The sequence below is a fragment of the Bryocella elongata genome (assembly GCF_900108185.1).
In the GTDB taxonomy this organism is placed as follows: Bacteria; Acidobacteriota; Terriglobia; order Terriglobales; family Acidobacteriaceae; genus Granulicella; species Granulicella elongata.
The window spans coordinates 587,822-604,528 of the sequence record NZ_FNVA01000003.1 but is presented as its reverse complement, the minus strand read 5'-3'; the positions used below and the strand labels follow the sequence as shown (position 1 = coordinate 604,528).

General features: G+C 63.1%; 16 protein-coding genes. 13 read left to right on the top strand and 3 right to left on the bottom strand.

Annotated features, from left to right (window positions below; translation table 11 throughout):
• Positions 1-50: 50 nt before the first annotated feature.
• On the bottom strand, positions 51-2,849 hold the full coding sequence (locus C4S68_RS11725; protein ID WP_103933225.1) for an LPS-assembly protein LptD: 2,799 nt from the start codon (positions 2,847-2,849) through the stop codon (positions 51-53).
• A 239-nt stretch (positions 2,850-3,088) separates the two neighbouring features.
• On the opposite strand from C4S68_RS11725, the gene C4S68_RS11720 reads away from it, so the two are divergent.
• From C4S68_RS11720 to C4S68_RS11710, 3 genes are all read left to right on the top strand, one after another.
• Positions 3,089-4,594 (top strand): RDD family protein, encoded by a 1,506-nt coding sequence (locus C4S68_RS11720; RefSeq protein ID WP_235011545.1) that lies wholly within the window; start codon positions 3,089-3,091, stop codon positions 4,592-4,594.
• Between the two features lie 101 nt (positions 4,595-4,695).
• The gene (locus C4S68_RS11715; protein ID WP_103933223.1) at positions 4,696-5,085 is read left to right on the top strand and encodes a four helix bundle protein; all 390 of its coding nucleotides are present in this window, start codon (positions 4,696-4,698) and stop codon (positions 5,083-5,085) included.
• A 127-nt stretch (positions 5,086-5,212) separates the two neighbouring features.
• Complete coding sequence (locus tag C4S68_RS11710) at positions 5,213-6,235, top strand: DsbA family protein (RefSeq protein WP_235011535.1); 1,023 nt, start codon at positions 5,213-5,215, stop codon at positions 6,233-6,235.
• Positions 6,236-6,258: 23 nt separating this feature from the next.
• On the opposite strand, the gene C4S68_RS11705 is transcribed toward C4S68_RS11710, so the two are convergent.
• On the bottom strand, positions 6,259-6,639 hold the full coding sequence (locus C4S68_RS11705) for a nuclear transport factor 2 family protein (RefSeq protein WP_103933221.1): 381 nt from the start codon (positions 6,637-6,639) through the stop codon (positions 6,259-6,261).
• Between the two features lie 107 nt (positions 6,640-6,746).
• Here C4S68_RS11705 and C4S68_RS11700 point away from each other — a divergent pair, with 107 nt between their 5' ends.
• The 3 genes from C4S68_RS11700 (at position 6,747) to C4S68_RS11690 (ending at position 8,736) form a co-directional block, all read left to right on the top strand.
• Entirely contained in the window at positions 6,747-6,983 is a 237-nt protein-coding gene (locus C4S68_RS11700) for a hypothetical protein (RefSeq protein WP_103933220.1), read from the top strand.
• A gap of 119 nt (positions 6,984-7,102) precedes the next feature.
• The gene (locus tag C4S68_RS11695) at positions 7,103-7,507 is read left to right on the top strand and encodes a hypothetical protein (protein ID WP_103933219.1); all 405 of its coding nucleotides are present in this window, start codon (positions 7,103-7,105) and stop codon (positions 7,505-7,507) included.
• Positions 7,507-8,736 (top strand): glutathionylspermidine synthase family protein, encoded by a 1,230-nt coding sequence (locus C4S68_RS11690; RefSeq protein ID WP_103933218.1) that lies wholly within the window; start codon positions 7,507-7,509, stop codon positions 8,734-8,736. Before C4S68_RS11695 ends, C4S68_RS11690 begins: the two co-directional genes overlap by 1 nt.
• Before the next feature lie 5 nt (positions 8,737-8,741).
• Here C4S68_RS11690 and C4S68_RS11685 read toward each other — a convergent pair whose 3' ends face one another.
• Positions 8,742-9,197: a hypothetical protein gene (locus C4S68_RS11685; RefSeq protein WP_103933217.1), complete on the bottom strand. Its 456-nt coding sequence runs from the start codon at positions 9,195-9,197 to the stop codon at positions 8,742-8,744.
• On the opposite strand from C4S68_RS11685, the gene C4S68_RS11680 reads away from it, so the two are divergent.
• From C4S68_RS11680 to C4S68_RS11645, 7 genes are all read left to right on the top strand, one after another.
• Positions 9,196-10,059, top strand: a complete 864-nt coding sequence (locus C4S68_RS11680) for a hypothetical protein (RefSeq protein ID WP_103933216.1) — start codon at positions 9,196-9,198, stop codon at positions 10,057-10,059. The genes C4S68_RS11685 and C4S68_RS11680 overlap by 2 nt on opposite strands.
• A 20-nt stretch (positions 10,060-10,079) precedes the next feature.
• Positions 10,080-10,715, top strand: a complete 636-nt coding sequence (locus C4S68_RS11675) for a hypothetical protein (RefSeq protein WP_103933215.1) — start codon at positions 10,080-10,082, stop codon at positions 10,713-10,715.
• A gap of 123 nt (positions 10,716-10,838) precedes the next feature.
• Entirely contained in the window at positions 10,839-12,110 is a 1,272-nt protein-coding gene (gene ampH, locus C4S68_RS11670; protein WP_103933214.1) for a D-alanyl-D-alanine-carboxypeptidase/endopeptidase AmpH, read from the top strand.
• A gap of 257 nt (positions 12,111-12,367) precedes the next feature.
• The gene (locus C4S68_RS11660; RefSeq protein ID WP_103933212.1) at positions 12,368-13,150 is read left to right on the top strand and encodes a hypothetical protein; all 783 of its coding nucleotides are present in this window, start codon (positions 12,368-12,370) and stop codon (positions 13,148-13,150) included.
• A 101-nt stretch (positions 13,151-13,251) separates the two neighbouring features.
• Positions 13,252-14,916: a phosphoglycerate dehydrogenase gene (gene serA / locus C4S68_RS11655; protein WP_103933211.1), complete on the top strand. Its 1,665-nt coding sequence runs from the start codon at positions 13,252-13,254 to the stop codon at positions 14,914-14,916.
• A 296-nt stretch (positions 14,917-15,212) separates the two neighbouring features.
• Positions 15,213-16,265: a SurA N-terminal domain-containing protein gene (locus tag C4S68_RS11650; RefSeq protein ID WP_103933210.1), complete on the top strand. Its 1,053-nt coding sequence runs from the start codon at positions 15,213-15,215 to the stop codon at positions 16,263-16,265.
• Between the two features lie 12 nt (positions 16,266-16,277).
• Positions 16,278-16,694, top strand: a complete 417-nt coding sequence (locus C4S68_RS11645) for a c-type cytochrome (protein ID WP_235011534.1) — start codon at positions 16,278-16,280, stop codon at positions 16,692-16,694.
• Positions 16,695-16,707 lie beyond the last annotated feature (13 nt).

Genomic DNA, 16,707 nt, shown 5'->3' with positions numbered 1-16,707 from the left:
GCGAGATGTGGGGCACCCGGTACCCGGCGCTAGAAGCTAGAAGCTAGAAGCTAGAAGAGCGACTGGGCGCGGCGCATGTTTCCGGCGGAGCCGATGTTGGCCAGCGTGAAGTTGAAGCTCTCCGTACCTTCGTCGCGGATGTTGCCCAGGTCGTACTTGCGGTATTCCACCGAGAGGCCGCAGCAGTTCCAGTTGTAGCTGGCCTGGATGGTGAGGTATTGGGTCATGCCGGCTCCGGATGGGGGGTTCAGGTCGAGGCCCGCCCCCGCCGCGACCGAGAGACCTGCACGCGTCGGCGCTCCGAACCCACCCAGCAGACGCATCTGCTGAAAGTTGGAGATCTGCGTCGTGAGGATCTGAGTGGCCGTATTCGTCGTCTGGTTGAGGACCTCGCTATGGAAGCGGCCGGGCGCGTTGAGACGAGCGTAGGAGACGCCTCCGAAGAGATTCGACTCGTGCACATCCAGCAGGATGTTCTGACTCGTGAACTTGGATGCGCCGGTGTCGTAGTCGAAGTCGTACTCGATGTCCGTGTGGCCGGAGGTGCGGAAGCGCATACGTGAGATGAGCGGCGAGATGTTTCGCGCCTCGGTGAGGAAGGCGATGCCGGAGAGATCGAGCGTGGTCTCGAAGATGTTGCGGCGAGAGTTGATGACAGCGCCGCCGAAGTTCTGATCGAAGAAGATCTTCTGCTTCAGGTCCCAGCTGAACCACTCGGTTTGGCCGGCGACTGCGGTGGGCTTATCGCAAGGACCGGCGTGGCGTTTGTGGGTGCGGGTCGGGACGTCAGGGGCAGTCGAGAAGGGATTGGGGATGCCGTTGGCGTCGATGGAGGGCTGCTGGTCGGGATCTTCCTGCGCTTCGCGCGGCGCGGGCTCAGCATCCTTGTCGTCGACAGCCTTCGTCAGCGGGCTCGCGGAGCAGCCGGGCGGCAGCTTCGCCACCTTTGGGTGTGGCTTGAAGTACAGGTGCTGGGTGACGCCGTACTCCAGCTCATTGGTATCGCTGACCAGGTCCGTGTCATCGAAACGAAGGATGGCGAGGAAGTTGTCGACGCCCTTTACATCACGGTAGGTCAGGTGAGACTCGACGGTGTGGCGAACTTCATCGCCGAAGAGGCTCTGCAACTTGGCGGGGACCTTGAAGTCGCGCTCGATGACGGGCGGCCGGAAGTCCAGCTTCATCTCGACGTCGGCGCGGTTTACCGGTGCCATGAGCTCGATGGGGACTGCGTTGGCTGGATTCGGGCCGTATGGCACCTGTCGGGAGCGGGAGTAGACGGTCTCGCGTGCAGCGATGGAGGCGTTCAGGTTGAAGCCATCGAAGTGCATCGGGAGGGACAGCTCAGGGCGAAGGTCAAAACGCTCCGTCATTCCGGCGGTGACGAAGTTCGGCTGCACGCGCTTCATGGAGGCGATTGATGTTGCGACGTTCCACTTGAACGGCGTTCCGGGGATAGCGCGATCTATTGCGTCAAAATCAAGGGCGGGAGCATGGAAGATCTTCACCTCCTGCCCGGCGGTGCGGTAGGTGGGAACCACCTTGAGCCCTTCATACCGGTCAAAGCGGGCAGAGAGGGCGTAGCCGTTGGTCTGCTGGGTGACGAAGACGACGGAGTTGATGTCCGAGCTGACGGCCTGGTTGAAGTTCTCGGTGAAGGCCTCGCGATAGACATAGGAGCTGAGGTACTCGACGTCGCCGACCAGCCGGGTCTTCGGCGTGAAGTCATAGCGGAAGGCGGCGGTCACGTCCTCTCCGCCCTGGTTGGCGTAGAGGGTGATGAGCTGTCCTGAGAGCGTGGCCGCCTGGTAGTGGAAGCCACGATCTTCGAGTGCTGAGAAATGCCCGGTGGCAAAGTTGTTGCCCTGACCACGCACACGTACGGTACCGTTCTCGCTGAAGCCGCGGTCGGAGTAGTAGAGCAGGCCGATGGTCATATCGGCCGAGCGCCCGAGGGTGAGGTAGCCCTGCTCGCCGATGGTGAGGCCCTTGGAGCCGGCGGTCGCCGATCCGCGGGAGAAGCTGAGCTCTGGGATCAGGAGGCCGCTCTGGCGCTCTTCCGCGTCGACGGGGTGCGTGACGTAGGGCATGAAGAGCAGGGGGATGCCGAGAAGTTTGAAGGTGGATCCTGCAGCGTGGGCCTTGCCCTTGTCGAGGGTGATCTTCTTCGCGAAGATCTGCCAGTCGGGCTTGGGCATGAGGCAGCTGGTGACGGAACCTTCGTAGACGGTGTAGTCCGTGGGGCCGGTCTTGACGACGATCTTGCCTTCGAAGAGGAACGGATTGGAGTTGGCGTAGGTGGTGCGGGACGCCGGGCCTATCGGAGCGCCGACGATGGCGCCGGTGGTGGAGGCCGGCTGCGCTGCTCCATTCGCAGCGCTGCGAGCGGAGCGCTGCTCAAGCCCTACCGAGCCGTGGACGTCGTAGAACCGGCCGGTGCCGGTGCGGACGTTGTAGGTGCCGCGGGAGGCCTCGATGTATTCGTCGTTTTGGCCTCCCGTGAGCTTTGCGTGGCCCAGGAACTCGACTTCGCCGGTCGCGCGGTTATAGCGGATGGAATCGGCGTGAAGGATGTGATCCTGGTAGGTGAGGACGACGTTTCCCGAGGCGAAGTAGACGTCGCCCCGGAGGGACTGGGGGTTGTCGCTCTCGATGACGGCCATCTCGGGCGCCTTGCTGTCGGGAAGGACCTTGGCGACCGGAATGCGGTCGATTACATCGGCGGTGGGGTCCGGGGCATCGGGCAGGGTGTTAACTGCATCGATTCCACCAGGGGTTCCCGCATTGGGGGTTGCCTCCGCCGGGGGTGCCTTGGCGGTTACGCCCTGTGCCAGCAGTTGATGATGCATTGCCGGAAGCTGGGTGGTAGTTATGAAACCAAGGGCTATTCGCCATAGGACCATGCATGCACGGCGCGAGATGCGTGCGTTGGGAGCTGCGGGTAAGGCGAGACCGTCCACGACTTGAGATTAGACGATTTCACCTCAGCTTCGTTGCGGCGGCACGATCCGCCGAGATCCCCAAGAGGTGGCATGACGGCAAGAGCCACGACGAAGCGTGAAAAATGGGCCAGGAGAGCAAAGCAGTGATGCGTGAAGCGGCGCGGCAAGAGATGCAGGAGAGCAGCATGACCGGGGAGAACGGCGAGATCAGCCAGGACGGCTACGCGACTCAGACCCAGGGATCGTTGGCTCTGAAGCAGTTTGCAGCAGAACGGCTGGCGGAGCATCGCAATCGCCGGGCGGTCGTGCAGGCGCAGGAGGCCGAGGCGGAGGAGCGCGCCCGGGCCCTGCGTGCGAACGGAGCTGGACGCGGCGCCGCATCCCGCGTGAGGGAGAAGGTAGCCGCGCGTTACGAGCAAAGTGTGAGCTACAGAGAGTTCCTGGCACAGGAGTCCGAAAAGGCTCTGGAGCGGGCACAGGCCGAGGCCGAGGTCGCCGCGCGGAACGCACGCGCGATTGCAGACGCTCAGCGCCAGCTGCTGGTCGAGCTGGAGCAGTACCGCGCCGAATCCGCGCCGAATCCGAGGTTGGTGGAGACTCCGGCGCCCGCCATTCAAGTTGTGGAAGAGCCGGTGGCGAAGGCACGAGTCGAGGCAGCGCGAGTCGAGACGGCCCGGGCCCCGGAACCTCCGCCGCCTTCCTTCTTCGATGATTCCGAGTTCTTCTCCACGCCTGCGATCGAGTCGATGGTTCCCGTGGAGCCGCCGAAGTTGCGAGTACAGCTGGCAGGGGAACTCGCTCCGCAGCCCCCGACGGGGGTGCGACGGGTGAACTCCGGCGGAGCAACGGCAGGGTTTGCGCCCGAAGAGGCCTCCGAGCAGGAGATGGAGACGCTGGAGGCCGAGCTGGCCTTCCGGCACTCCGAGGCGTTCGATGGGCACTCGCTGGAGCTGACGCCGATTCCGGGGAACCTGATCGAGTTTCCACGGCTGATCGTGGCGCCGCGCAAGGTGCGTCCGCGCCTCGCCGAGGGACCGCTGCGCGATGAAGAAGAGCCGGAGTCGCAGCTGCGGATCTTCGAGGTCGAGCCGGAGCTGGTGAGCTACGAGGTGGTCGAGGAGCCGTCATCGGCGGCGGAGTGGCACGGTATGGTGCTCGATGAGCCGGTGCTGCGGATCGAAGATCCGCTGGCGGACATGCCGATGCTGCCCGCAGATGTCCATATCCCGGTGCCGGTACACCCGGCTTCGCTGGAGCGCCGGGCGATGTCGATGGTGGTGGATGGCACGCTGGTAGCGCTGGGATTTGTGGCCTTTGCGACGGTCTTCGCGAAGATCGCGCCGCATGTGCTGACGACGGAAAAGCTGACCACGCTGGGGGCGATCTCAGCTGGCGTGCTACTGGGCATCTTCGTGATGTACGAGCTGCTTTTCTTCACGCTGAGCGAAGCTACACCCGGAATGCGACTGGCGCGGCTGGCGCTGTGCACCTTCACGGATGACAATCCGTCGCGCCGCGCCATGCGCCGCCGTGTTGGAACGATGCTGGTGGCCGCTGCCCCCGCAGGCATGGGCGTGCTGTGGATGGCCGTGGATAGCGAGCGGCTGGCCTGGCACGACCGGATGTCTCGGATGTACCCACGGGAGTATTAGGGGCAGCGGAACAGCGGAACAGCAGAACAGCAGAACAGCAGAACAGCAGAACAGTTGGACTGGGCCCGGGTCATTCGCGACGCAGAGCTGGAGAGCGAACGATGGCGAAGAGTTTCAAGGAACTGACGGTTTGGCAGCGCTCCGTTCAGTTGAGCGTCGCTGTGTACCGGCTTACAGCAGGATTCCCGCGCGAAGAGGTCTACGGCATTAGCTCGCAGATGCGGCGAGCGAGCGTGTCCATTGCGAGCAATATTGCAGAGGGTTGGGGACGGCAGACCCGCCGGGACTTCAAAGCGTTCCTTTCGATCTCGCGCGGCTCCAACATGGAGCTGCAAACCCAACTCCTCATCGCGCGAGAACTTGGCTTCGGTGAACCCCCAGCGCTTGATCGCGTTACGGCACTTTCGGATGAGGTCGGGAAGATGCTCGTGTCTTTCATGGACAAGCTGGCAGAAACAAAGCAACCGCCCAAAGATTCCCCTCAAGTCTGAATTCCGCTGTTCCGCTGTTCCGCTGTTCCGCTGTTCCGCTGTTCCGCTGTTCCGCTGTTCCGCTGTTCCGCTGTTCCGCTGTTCCGCTGTTCCGCTCCATATGCTTCCCTCCTGCAATAATCAGAACGTGCTGTCCCGTTGCCTTCCCTCGCTCCTTTTCGCCGCCACGCTTGCTACCCTGGGCTGCCATGCGCAGACTCCGGCGTTGACGGGCACCACTGTCAAGCCGGGGACTCCGCTGTCGCTGGAGGAATCGCGGCGCGTTGAGGTGCTCCTGCGGCAGAAGGCGAACCTGCCGCCGATGTCGACGATCCACATCAGCGTGCCGGCGTCGTCCGAGGTTCCGGGGTTCTCGACGATATCGATCACGTTCGAGTCCGATGGCAAGGCTTCGCGGCCGATCACCTTCCTGGTGTCGAACGATGGAGCAACGCTGGCTCAGCTGACGAAGTACACGCTGCCGGTAAAGCCTCGCGAGATGCTGTCTTCCGCGGGGCGTCCAGCGCGGGGCGGCACAGAGGCAGCGCCGGTGATCATCGTGGGCTTCGATGACCTGGAGTGCCCGTACTGCGCGCGGCTGCATGAATCGATCTTTCCGCTGCTGACACAGCGCTATGGCGACAAGGTTCGCTTCGTGTACAAGGACTTTCCGCTGGAGCAGCACCCCTGGGCGATGCACGCCGCGCTGGATGTGAACTGCGTTGCCGAGCAGAGCACACCGGGCTACTGGAACATGGTGGACTACGTCCACGCGCATGCTTCCGAGATGGGCGCGGACCCCAAGGATCCGAAGGCGGAGAAGACGCTTCCGCGTGCGACCGAGCAGCTGGACGCGCTGGCGCATGAGCAGGCCAAGGCGCAGAAGCTCGACGATGCGAAGCTGACGGCCTGTATCAAGACCAACGACACGCGGTCGATTGCGGAGTCGCAGAAGCTGGGCACGAGCCTGGGCATTGAAGCCACACCGTCGCTGTTCATCAACGGCGACAAGGTGGATGGCGCTGTGCCGGTGGAGTTCATCTTCCAGGTGATCGACGATGCGCTGCGGGCGGAGGGCGTGACGCCTCCCGCGCCGTATGTCGAGCCGAAGCCGGCTGCTCCGGCGACACCTGCAGCTGCTCCGGCGGCGAAGGCGCCTTCGGGCAGGTAATAGCGGGTTTTAGACAGAGCGCACTAAGCTCGCTCGACCCATTGGCTTCGCCAGGACGGAGCCTCAAAGGGATCGGCGAAATACTGCGTCTCGTGGACGACTTTGCCGTTGCGGAACTCCATGATGCTGACCGTGAAGGCGGGCTTGCCCTGGTAGGTGATGGTGTACTCCGTCACCCAGAGATTGCCTGCGCCGAGGATGCGCTTGACGGTGAAGCCAGAGGGTTTGCCGGGATGATGGCCGCGCAGGGCCTGCAGGTTGGCGCGTCCGAAGATGCGCTCGCCAGACTGCGGATAGTCGCAGATGGAATCATCGGCGTAGATGGCGTGCTCGGCTTCGAGGTCGCCTGCGGCGGAGGCGCGCCAATGGGCATCGAGGGCTTCGCGGATCGGGTCTTCCGGCATGGCGGCTCCTGGCGGTGAGGTAGGCCTTCGGTGGTTATTGTCTCTCGTACGGGTGCGGGACGAAAGGCGGAGGCGCGGATTCGGCCCGTCGCGATTATTCTTTCTGGATGCGACGTTCGCGCAGTGTGATCGCTCCCCTGCTGGCTGCCGCTGCGGCGGCGGCGATGCACGGGGGAGCGCGTGCGCAGACGCAGCCGACGCCTGTGACGATGACATCGTCCTCTAACGGATCGGGCGAAGGCTCGACCGCCTTCGGTGGATTTGGGCAGAGCTTTGCGGAGCATCCCGCGCCGTGGATCGGCGCTGCGGTGGCCACGCTCTTCGTGCTCGGCGCTGGAAGCTGACGCGCGCTGGGGTGTCAGGGTCACTTCCGGCGCGCGGTCTTGTCATGGCTCTTGGCTGGGTGGTCGGCTAAGATGTTCGCAACCACATCGCGACAGTCAACCGGAGACAGGGATCCCCCATGGGACGAAGCAACAGGCGTTCGCAGCAGGTGATGGCGCCGATCCTTGCGGCCTCGGCAGCGGCGCTGCTGACGGGCTGCCATACAACCGACCCGCAGCGCTGCGTGGATGAGCAGGGCCGCATTGTCGACGCGAAGTTCTGCCAGGGATTGCAGCCGGGGCAGACGGCCGTGGGCGACCTGAACAACAACGGCGGCCACTACGACAACGGGATCTTCTATCCGCACATCTATCGGTATTACTACGGTGGCTCGGGCGGCGGATTTGGCAGCTTCGTTAGCGGCGGAGGATATATGCCGACACCAGGGCATAGCTACTCGGTTGGGTCGGGTACCTCACGCGGGGGCTTCGGTTCCAGCTTTTCGGGCGGCGAAGGCGGACATGGTGGCGGGGGCGGAGAGTAATGCAGCGACATGCAATCAAACCACGCGACAACTGGCAGGCCACCGTCGAAGCACAGGGACTGACGTTCCATACGCCGGAGGCGCTGGCGCCAGGCAGCAGACCGTACTGGGATGAGTCCGCCTGCTATGAGTTCACGTCGGCTGAGGTCGATCAGCTGGAGGCTGCGGCCAACACGCTGCAGGAGATGTGTCTCGCGGCGGCGCAGAAGGTAATCGACGAAAAGCGGTATGAGCAGCTGGAGATTCCTGCAGAGGCTGTGCCGATGATCGAGTGGGCGTGGGAGCAGGAGCCTCCTGCGCTGTATGGGCGCTTTGACGTGCTCTACAACGGCAGCGCCCCGCCCAAGCTGCTGGAGTATAACGCCGACACACCGACGTCGTTGCTTGAGGCCGCGGTGGTGCAGTGGTACTGGCTCGAAGATGTGCGCAGCGGCAAAGCGCCCACGCATATCGCCAACGCGGACCAGTTCAACAGCCTGCACGAGCGGCTGATTGCGAAGTGGAAGGACATCGAAGGCTATCTGCAGAAGCCGGTGTACTTTGCGAGCGCGGACTATCCCGAGGACCTGCTGACGGTGGCGTATCTGCGTGACACGGCGGAGCAGGCGGGGATCGCGACACGGCAGATGCTGATTCAGGACATTGGCTGGAACGATCAGAAGCAGGCCTTCGTCGATACGGCCCCGGAAGAGAATGCGATGCGCACGATCTTCAAGCTCTATCCGTGGGAGACGATGATGGACGAAGCGTTTGCGAGCGAATGCCTGCAGACGTACAAGGACGTCACCTGGATCGAACCGATCTGGAAGATGCTGCTGAGCAACAAGGGGCTGCTGCCGGTGCTGTGGGAGATGTATCCGGGGCATGAGTTGTTGCTGGAGGCGAAGTTTGTGGATGCGGCTTCAGGATGGCAACCCGATCCCGGCTGGGTGCGGAAGCCGATGCACTCGCGCGAGGGCCAGAACCTGACGATGGTGACGCCGCATGGCAAGGTGATCAGTACCGAAGGGCCTTACACGGACCGCAGGCAGATCGACCAGCGATTGGGGCCTGCGGTGAGCTTCCGCGATCCGGCGGCTACGGACAACCCTGCGAATCCTGCGATGCGCTGGCCGGTGCTGGGGCTGTGGATGATCGACCAGGAGTGCGGGGGCATGGGCATCCGCGAAGATGCAGGGCCGATCACGGGGAACCTCTCTAGCTTTGTGCCGCACTTGTTTCGGGGATAACCGGGTCAAAGGGATTCGTCTGGCAGGGCATTCAGTTCCTCGATGTCGGCGAGGTCTCTCAGGCGCCCCACTTGGCGCTTGTTCTCCACGAGATCGGCCTTCGAGATGAATGGGACTCGAAGACCCTCCATGGGGACAACAATGCGGTTTTTCCAGACCTGATCGAAGGACATCTCGCCGATGGAGGCCAGAATGTCGATGTGATCTTCCTGTGGGCCGAAACGAAGATTGTCGTAGTCGCTCAGGAGATCGGCGGGCTCCAGGCCTTCGAGCGAAACGCCAAGATCCTGTAGAGCGCGGAAGGCAACACACGCGTTGTCCTCGGAGGGGCGGATGAAGAGATCCAGATCGTTGGTCGCACGCACATAACCATGCGCATTCACGGCGACGCCACCTACAACTGCAAAATCAACGCCGGCCGCGAGGAACGCGCGTAGCAGTGAGATCTGCTTGCTGTTCATGGATCGCTTCCCCTCGCATTGCGCGCATGCGCTCGTTGAGCTGGTTCATAGCCGTGAGGCGCTCTGGAATGCTCTTGCCAGCCCAGTAGAGCTGCCGCTCGCTACGCGCTCCGGCAGGCGTGAGCCTCCGCACAGTCCATCCCGAGAAAGCGCCGCTGCGCGTCGTCTCCACGACAACGATGATACGGCCACCGGCGAAGATACGGACGGCGAGTTGTACACTGCGGGTGTCATGGACGTTCACCCACCCCACGAACCGATTCACACGTTCAAAGATTTCCTGCTGCACATCGTCACCATCACGATCGGGCTGCTGATCGCGCTGGGGCTTGAGGCAGCGGTGGAGCATGTGCATCAGCATCATCTGCTGCACACTGCCGAGATCAACCTGCGGCAGGAGTTGGCGAACAACCGTTCCGTGCTGAGCAAGGACCGGGCACAGATCGCGAGCTCCGAAAAAGCGCTGACCAACAACCTGAAGCTGCTGCGCGCGTTGAAGGCACACCAGAGCAGCGACATCGTTCCGGACTTCGGCTGGTACTGGTCGGACATGGAGAATGCGGGCTGGAACACGGCACGCGATACCGGCGCGATTGCGCTGATGAGCTACGACCAGGCGCAAGGCTATTCCGTGGTGTATTCGCAGCAGAGCTACGTCAATGCGGCTGCCTCGGTCTATATCCGCGACATCTATGCGAGCAGCGCGCCGGCGCAGGAAGGCCGAAGCCTGCACGATCTTTCGCCGGAGGAGCTGGATCGTGAGATCGCGGCGACGGAGCATGCGCTGGCTGACCTTAGGCTGCTGGACGACCTGAGCCGCTCCCTTGAGACGCTTTACAACGACGCGGGCCACGAGCTGTAGCTGGGCCGCGAGGAGACACGATGGAAGTTCATCCACCGCACGAGCCCGTCCATAGCTGGCGGGACTTCTTTACCCACATCTTGATCGTCACGATCGGCCTGTTCATCGCGCTGACGCTCGAGGCACTGGTGGAGAGCGTGCACCACAGGCATCTTGTAGCGGAGGCGAGAGAGAACCTGCACCGCGAGATCAGCGACAACTGCGAGGCTTCGCAGAAGGATATCGCCTCCACGCAAACCAACGTCACGACGCTGGCGAACAACATCACGACCATCCACGCGTTGCAGGAGAAGGTCCAGGGCCACCACTTCCACGTGGAGAATGCGATGCAATGGAACGACTTCTCCACGGCTGGATGGCGGACCGCACACGAGACGGGGGCACTTGGGTTTATGCCTTACGACGAGGTGCAACGGTACTCGGATCTGTACTCCGCGCAAGAGTTCATCGAAGCGCGTGCGGAGAGCCTCTTCGACCGGAACATCCTCGCGATGGCTCCGTTCAAAATGGGGATCGACCCAGACAATTTTTCCGCAGAGGACTTCCACTCCCTGCTTCGTGCGAACGCGGAGGCCGAGGTGCAGATGAGCGCATTGGTCGAGGTGGTGCAGCAGTATCATGAGCGCTGCCAGGCGGCCCTGCGCGATAGCAAGTAACGGGAACCACGCACCGAGCTTGTCAACTGGTGGTCGCCGACCTTGTGTCAGCCGAGTTACCACAGAGTAGACCTGTAACGATGTGCTCTGCCCAGGCACAGCGGTAGCGGCTAGCATCGAGAGATGCGACGTCTTCTTGCCGCTACGGCCTCCCTGCTCCTTGCTATCCACGTTTCCGCCCAGGCTCCCGCCGGCGCGCCAATATCTCGGCTGGACTCAGCAGACGCGCTGGGCGCAGAGCTGTTTGCGAAGTCGGGCTCGACCGGCATGGTGATGGTGGTGGTCCGCGGGCACGAGGTCTACTTCCGCGGCTACGGCGAGACGTATCCGGGCAGTGGCCAGCGGCCGACGGAGACTTCCCTGCTGCGGCTGTGCTCTCTGTCGAAGATCTTCGCGACCGACCTGCTGATGAAGCTGGTGAAGGATGGAACGGTCAGCCTGAGCGATCCTTTGCAGAAATATGCGGAGCGTGGAGTGCGGGTTCCGGAGCGGGATGGGAAGCCGATCACGCTGGAGTCTCTGGCGACGCATACGGCGGGGTTGCCGCGCGAGATTGGGCCTGCACCGCGAGGCAGCGCGCACTTTACCTTTCCGGACCAGAAGCTGCGCTGGGCATGGCTACCCACTGCTCATCTTGCCAGCGCGCCGTCGACGGTAGCGCAGTACTCCAACCTGGGATTCGACTTCCTCGGCGATGCGCTGGAGCATGCGGCGCATGAGCCCTATCCGAAGCTGTTTGCGGAGCGCATCACGCAGCCGTTGGCGATGAAGGATACGGGCTTCACGCCAATGCCGGAGCAGTGCTCGCGGTTGCTGCACGGGACACACAACGAGGGCGAGTGCACGTCGACGGTGAACTCCGAAGCGAGTGCCGGCGTGTACTCGACGGCAGCGGATGTAACGCACTGGTTGCAGTACCTGATGGGGTCGAACCAGCCTGCGATTCCGATGCAGGACCTCGCCGCGCAGAACGTGTACCTGCTGCCTTCGGACCTGATTCGGCAGCAGGGGCTGGATCATTCGGGCGACGTGACGGGCATTGGACTGGGATGGATGCATCTTGCCGATGGCACGCCGAGCGAGCTGATCCAGAAGACGGGCGGCGGCGCGGGATTCACGACGTACATCGCGCTGAGCCATCCGACGGGCACGGCGATCTTCGTAGCGTTCACGGATAGCTCGACCTACACGCACTATAACGTCTTCAAGGGCGCGAACAATCTGGTCTATCAGCTGAACGGCCTGCCGCTGATGCCGGAGGAGAAGATCGTGCACGTTGCACCGGCGCGCCGCCGGGTTGCGCCGAGAGCAAAGACCGCGCATCGTGCAACGGCTTCCGCGAAGAGCGCAACGACGCGACCCGCCGCGAAGAAGAAGCCTGCGCGAAAAAACTAACTGAGAATTGCGGCGGTTTCGCTACACTTAGCCAGTCGTCATGCCTTCTAATCTGCTCTTGCGCCATCCCCCGAATAGCTGGCGCGGCTTTCTGCTGCGCGTGGTGATCATCGCTATTGCGGCAGGGATTGTGCTTGGAGTTGCAGACTGGTTCGGCATCTCGCTCGATCCGATGAATCGGATGGAGCGCGCAAGACCACACCTGGGCCCGGATTCGCACTACGCAGCGCCAACTTCCTCCCCGGAGCCTTAGGGCCATGCTCGACGTACATCCGCCCCATCACCCAACGCATACCTGGACGGACTTCTTCATTCACATCGCGACGATTGTGGTGGGCCTGTTGATCGCCATTGGGCTCGAGCAGACTGTCGAGCGGATCCACGAGCACTACGAACTGCGCGAGACGCGTGAGGCGCTGGCAGACGAGCGTGTGGCGAACCGCGAGCTGGTGACGAAGGACCAGCAGGAGTGGCTGGAGGTGTATCGCGAGCTGCGCAGCAACCTCGAGGTGCTCACATATCTGCGCAGCCACCCGGGTACAAAGCAGGCGGACCTGCCCGCAGCGCTCGATTGGATGCAGAGCCCGTTCCTCTACAAACACGCGGTCTGGGATGCAGCAGAACAGAACGGCGTGGTGCACCACATGCCTCTCGAGGAGGCGAACCAGTACCAGGATTTCTATGAAGTGCTGCGGGTGATCGGCGCGCAATCGCTGGCTACGTGGGATGCGATCAACGATGCGGCTCGCTATAACCTGCTGGATCCAGACCCGACGCATCTTTCGGCAGCGGAGCTGGACGAAGAGATCCGGCTGGCGCGCACGGCTCTGGAGAAGCACTTTGAGATGGGCTACTCGCTGGCGCGGATCGCGAACACGTATCGGGATATGCCTCGGGCGGTGAACTACTCGCCGGTGCTGGATCACCTGCGGCGGACGGCGTTTGATCTGGATCCCGTGGGAATGAAGGCGGCGCAGGATCGGCTGACGGAGAGGATCAAGGGCACCGCAGGAGGGACGGCGGTCGATCCGGGACGCTAACAGACGGCGCGCGGTTTGCGCGATGAACGGCCATTTTGATCCGGTGTTCGCCCCCGCCCGGTACACTTAAGGGCGTTGCGCAGCAGCGCCCGGAGCATGCAGTGAAGATCGTTCTTGCCGAGAAGGTTTCTCCCGCCACAGCCGCTATTTTCCAGAAGGAGGCCGGCTGGAACGTTGTGACGGCCGACCAGATTCCTGCCGGAGGCCTGAAGGCCGCGCTGGCTGATGCCGATGCCCTGGTCGTTCGCTCCGCCGTGCAGGCCGATGCCGACCTGCTGGAGGCCGCACCGAAGCTGCGCATCATTGGCCGCGCGGGTGTGGGCGTGGACAACATCGACACGGACGCGGCGACAAAGCGCGGCATCGTGGTGATGAATACGCCGGGCGCGAACGCCGTGGCCGTCGCCGAGCTGACGCTGGGGCTGATGATCTCGATGTCGCGGTCGATTCCGCGAGCCAATGCCAGCATGCATGCGGGCAAGTGGGACAAGAAGAGCCTGCAGGGCTCGGAGCTGCGCGGCAAGACGCTGGGCATCGTGGGCCTGGGCCGCATTGGGCTCGAAGTGGCGCGACGCGCGAAGGCCTTCGGCATGACACTGATTGGCTACGATCCGTTCGTGGCGCCGGTGATTGCGCGCGAGAACGGCGTGACGCTGGCGGCGATCGACGAGGTGTTTTCGTCGAGCGACTTCCTCTCGCTGCATGTGGGGCTGACGCCTCAGACGGAAGGGCTGATCAATCAGCACTCGCTGGCGATCATGAAGAAGGGCGTGCGGATCATCAACTGTGCGCGCGGCGAGCTGATCGTCGACGCGGCGCTGGTGGAGGCTGTGAAGAGCGGCCACGTTGCCGGTGCGGCGCTGGATGTCTTCCGGTCCGAGCCGCTGAAGGAGTCGCCGTACTTCGAGCTGGAGCAGGTGATGCTCTCGCCGCACATTGCGGGCTCGACCGACGAGGCGCAGGAGGCCATTGGCATCCAGCTGGCAAACCAGGTGCGGGACTTCCTGAAGCTGGGTGTGGTGCAGAACGCGGTGAATGTGGCCTCGCTGAGCGAAGAGGAGTACGCGGAGCTTTCGCCCTACATCGAGATGGCGTCGCGACTGGGGCAGCTGCTGGGACACTCGGCAGGGCGAGCGGCGCAGAGCGAAGAGCTGGGCACGGTGGAGAGCATCAGCCTGACCTACACGGGGCGCCTGGCGGCGATGAAGACGGAGATGATCCGCAACGCGGCGATCGCGGGCGTGCTGCGCGGGGCCGATGGCGTGAACCGCATCAACGCGGCGACAGCGGCGGAGGAGCGCGGGATCCGGCTGCAGGAGGACAAGCGCGAGTACGTCCCCGGCGGCACGGGCGCGACGCTGAAGCTAAGCATCCACTGGTCGCGGAAGGGCGGCTCGCATGCGGGCGAGACAGGCGGCTGGACCGGCACCGGCACGGTGCTGCACGGCAAGAGCCCGCGCCTGCTGAGCTACGACGGGATCGACATCGAGGCGGAGCTGGCGGAGACGCTGGTGATCATCCGCAACAAGGACGTTCCGGGCGTCATTGGCCGGATCGGCACGCTGCTGGGCGAAGCGCAGCTGAACATCGCGAACTTTGCGCTGGGCCGCAAGGCCAAGGCAACGGCGGGCGAAGGCTCGGCGCTGGCAGTGGTGCAGCTGGACCTGGAGCCGGGCGATGCGGAGACGCTGAACAAGGCGATCGACAGCCTGCATGGGGTCGAGGCGATCACCAGCGTGCGCGTGGTGGAGCTGGGTCAGCTGTAGAAATTTGCCCGGAGAGCGTGCTGCGGCGCGCTCTCCAATTGAGGGGCGAGACGGTTCCAGCGAGAGGCGATGAAGCCTCTGCAGCTGGGACCGTCTTCGTTTGCTGCGTGGAAGGTCCGGCCGGGCCCGAAGCCCGGCGCGAGCGGTTTCGGAGCGGCACCCCGGGCGCTGGTCCGCGCGAAGTGACGCCGGTCACGGAGGCACGCCCTGGCCGCCGGTTGACACGAAATGCCCCTTACTCCTGTAGACTTTGAGGATGGCGCGAACCTCGGTTCGCGGCCAGACGAACCCTCCCCATGCTGAAGATCTCTCGCGTTTCCGTACTCGTCTTCTCGACCACGCTCTTCCTCGCCGGCTGCAAGCCTGGCAAGCAGGATGGCGTCGCCGCGACCGTCAATGGCCATCCCATCCTGCGGACTGAGCTCGACAAGATCTACCAGACGCAGACGGCGAGCAACCCGCAACAGGGTCAACCGTCGCCCGACCAGGTGGACTCCGCGAAGCTGCAGATCCTGCAAGGCCTGATCACGGACCAGATTGTGGAGCAGCGCGCGGCTACGCAGAACCTGACGGCAACCGATGCCGAGGTGGATGCGAAGGTCGCTGAGATGAAGGCTCCTTACACCGAGGAGCAGTTTCAGGCGAAGTTGAAGGCTTCCAGCCTGACGCTCGATGAGATTCGCCGCGACCTGCGCCGTTCTCTCACACAGAACAAACTCCTGAACAAGGAGATCGACTCGCGCATAACGGTGACGGACGCGGACGTGAGCTCGTATTACAACGCGCACAAGGCCGAGTTCAACTTCATCGAGAACATGTATCACCTGGCGCAGATCATCGTGACGCCATTGCCTGAGGCCAAGGCCACGAACCTGCAGAACAACAAGGCCACGACGGACGCAGAAGCGAAGAAGAAGATCCAGGCGCTGAAGAACCGCCTGGACTCCGGCGATGACTTCTCGACGCTGGCGATGAACTTCTCGGAGAACCCGTCCACTGCGTCCAACGGCGGCGACATGGGTATGGTTCCTGAGTCGCAGCTGAAGGAGAACACCGCGCTATATGCCGCCATCACCAAGCTGAAAGCCGGGCAGGACACGGACATCATTCCCTTCCCCGATCCGAACGATCCAAAGAAGGTGGGCGGCTACGCAATCTTCCGGCTGATCGAGAAGGCCAACGCGGGGCAGCGCGACCTGAGCGATCCGCGCGTGCAGCAGGCGATCCGCCAGCAACTGCATGACAGCCGCTCGTCGCTGCTGAAGGCTGCTTATTCGGAGATCCTGCACGACCAGGCGAAGGTGCAGAACTTCCTCGCCGAAGAGATCTTCAAGAACGACGCGAAGTAGGAGAGATTCGAGATGCAGGGTGCGAGATCCGAGAAGTGCAGCCACGGACTGAACGATATGACCGAGGCGCGTCTCTCGTATCTTGCATTTGCTCTCTTGCTTCTGCTTCTTCCCTTGCTTCTCGCAGGCTGCAAGTCCACGCCTCCACCAAAGCCGCTGGATCAGCTGACCGCCGAAGAGACGCGTGGGCATGAGGTCTTCCAGGCCCGCTGCTCGCAATGCCATTACGATCGCGAGACCGGCGATCTGCATGGACCTTCGCTGCTCTCGCTGTACAAGAAGCCGTACCTGCCCAGCGGAGCTCCGGCAAACGATGATCGTGTGAGCGCTGTGATCGAAAATGGCCGCAACATGATGCCGCCGACCCATGGCCTCGAGCCGGGCTCTGCGGACTTCAGCGCGGTGATCGCTTATCTGCACACGCTCTAGCTGTTCCACTCAA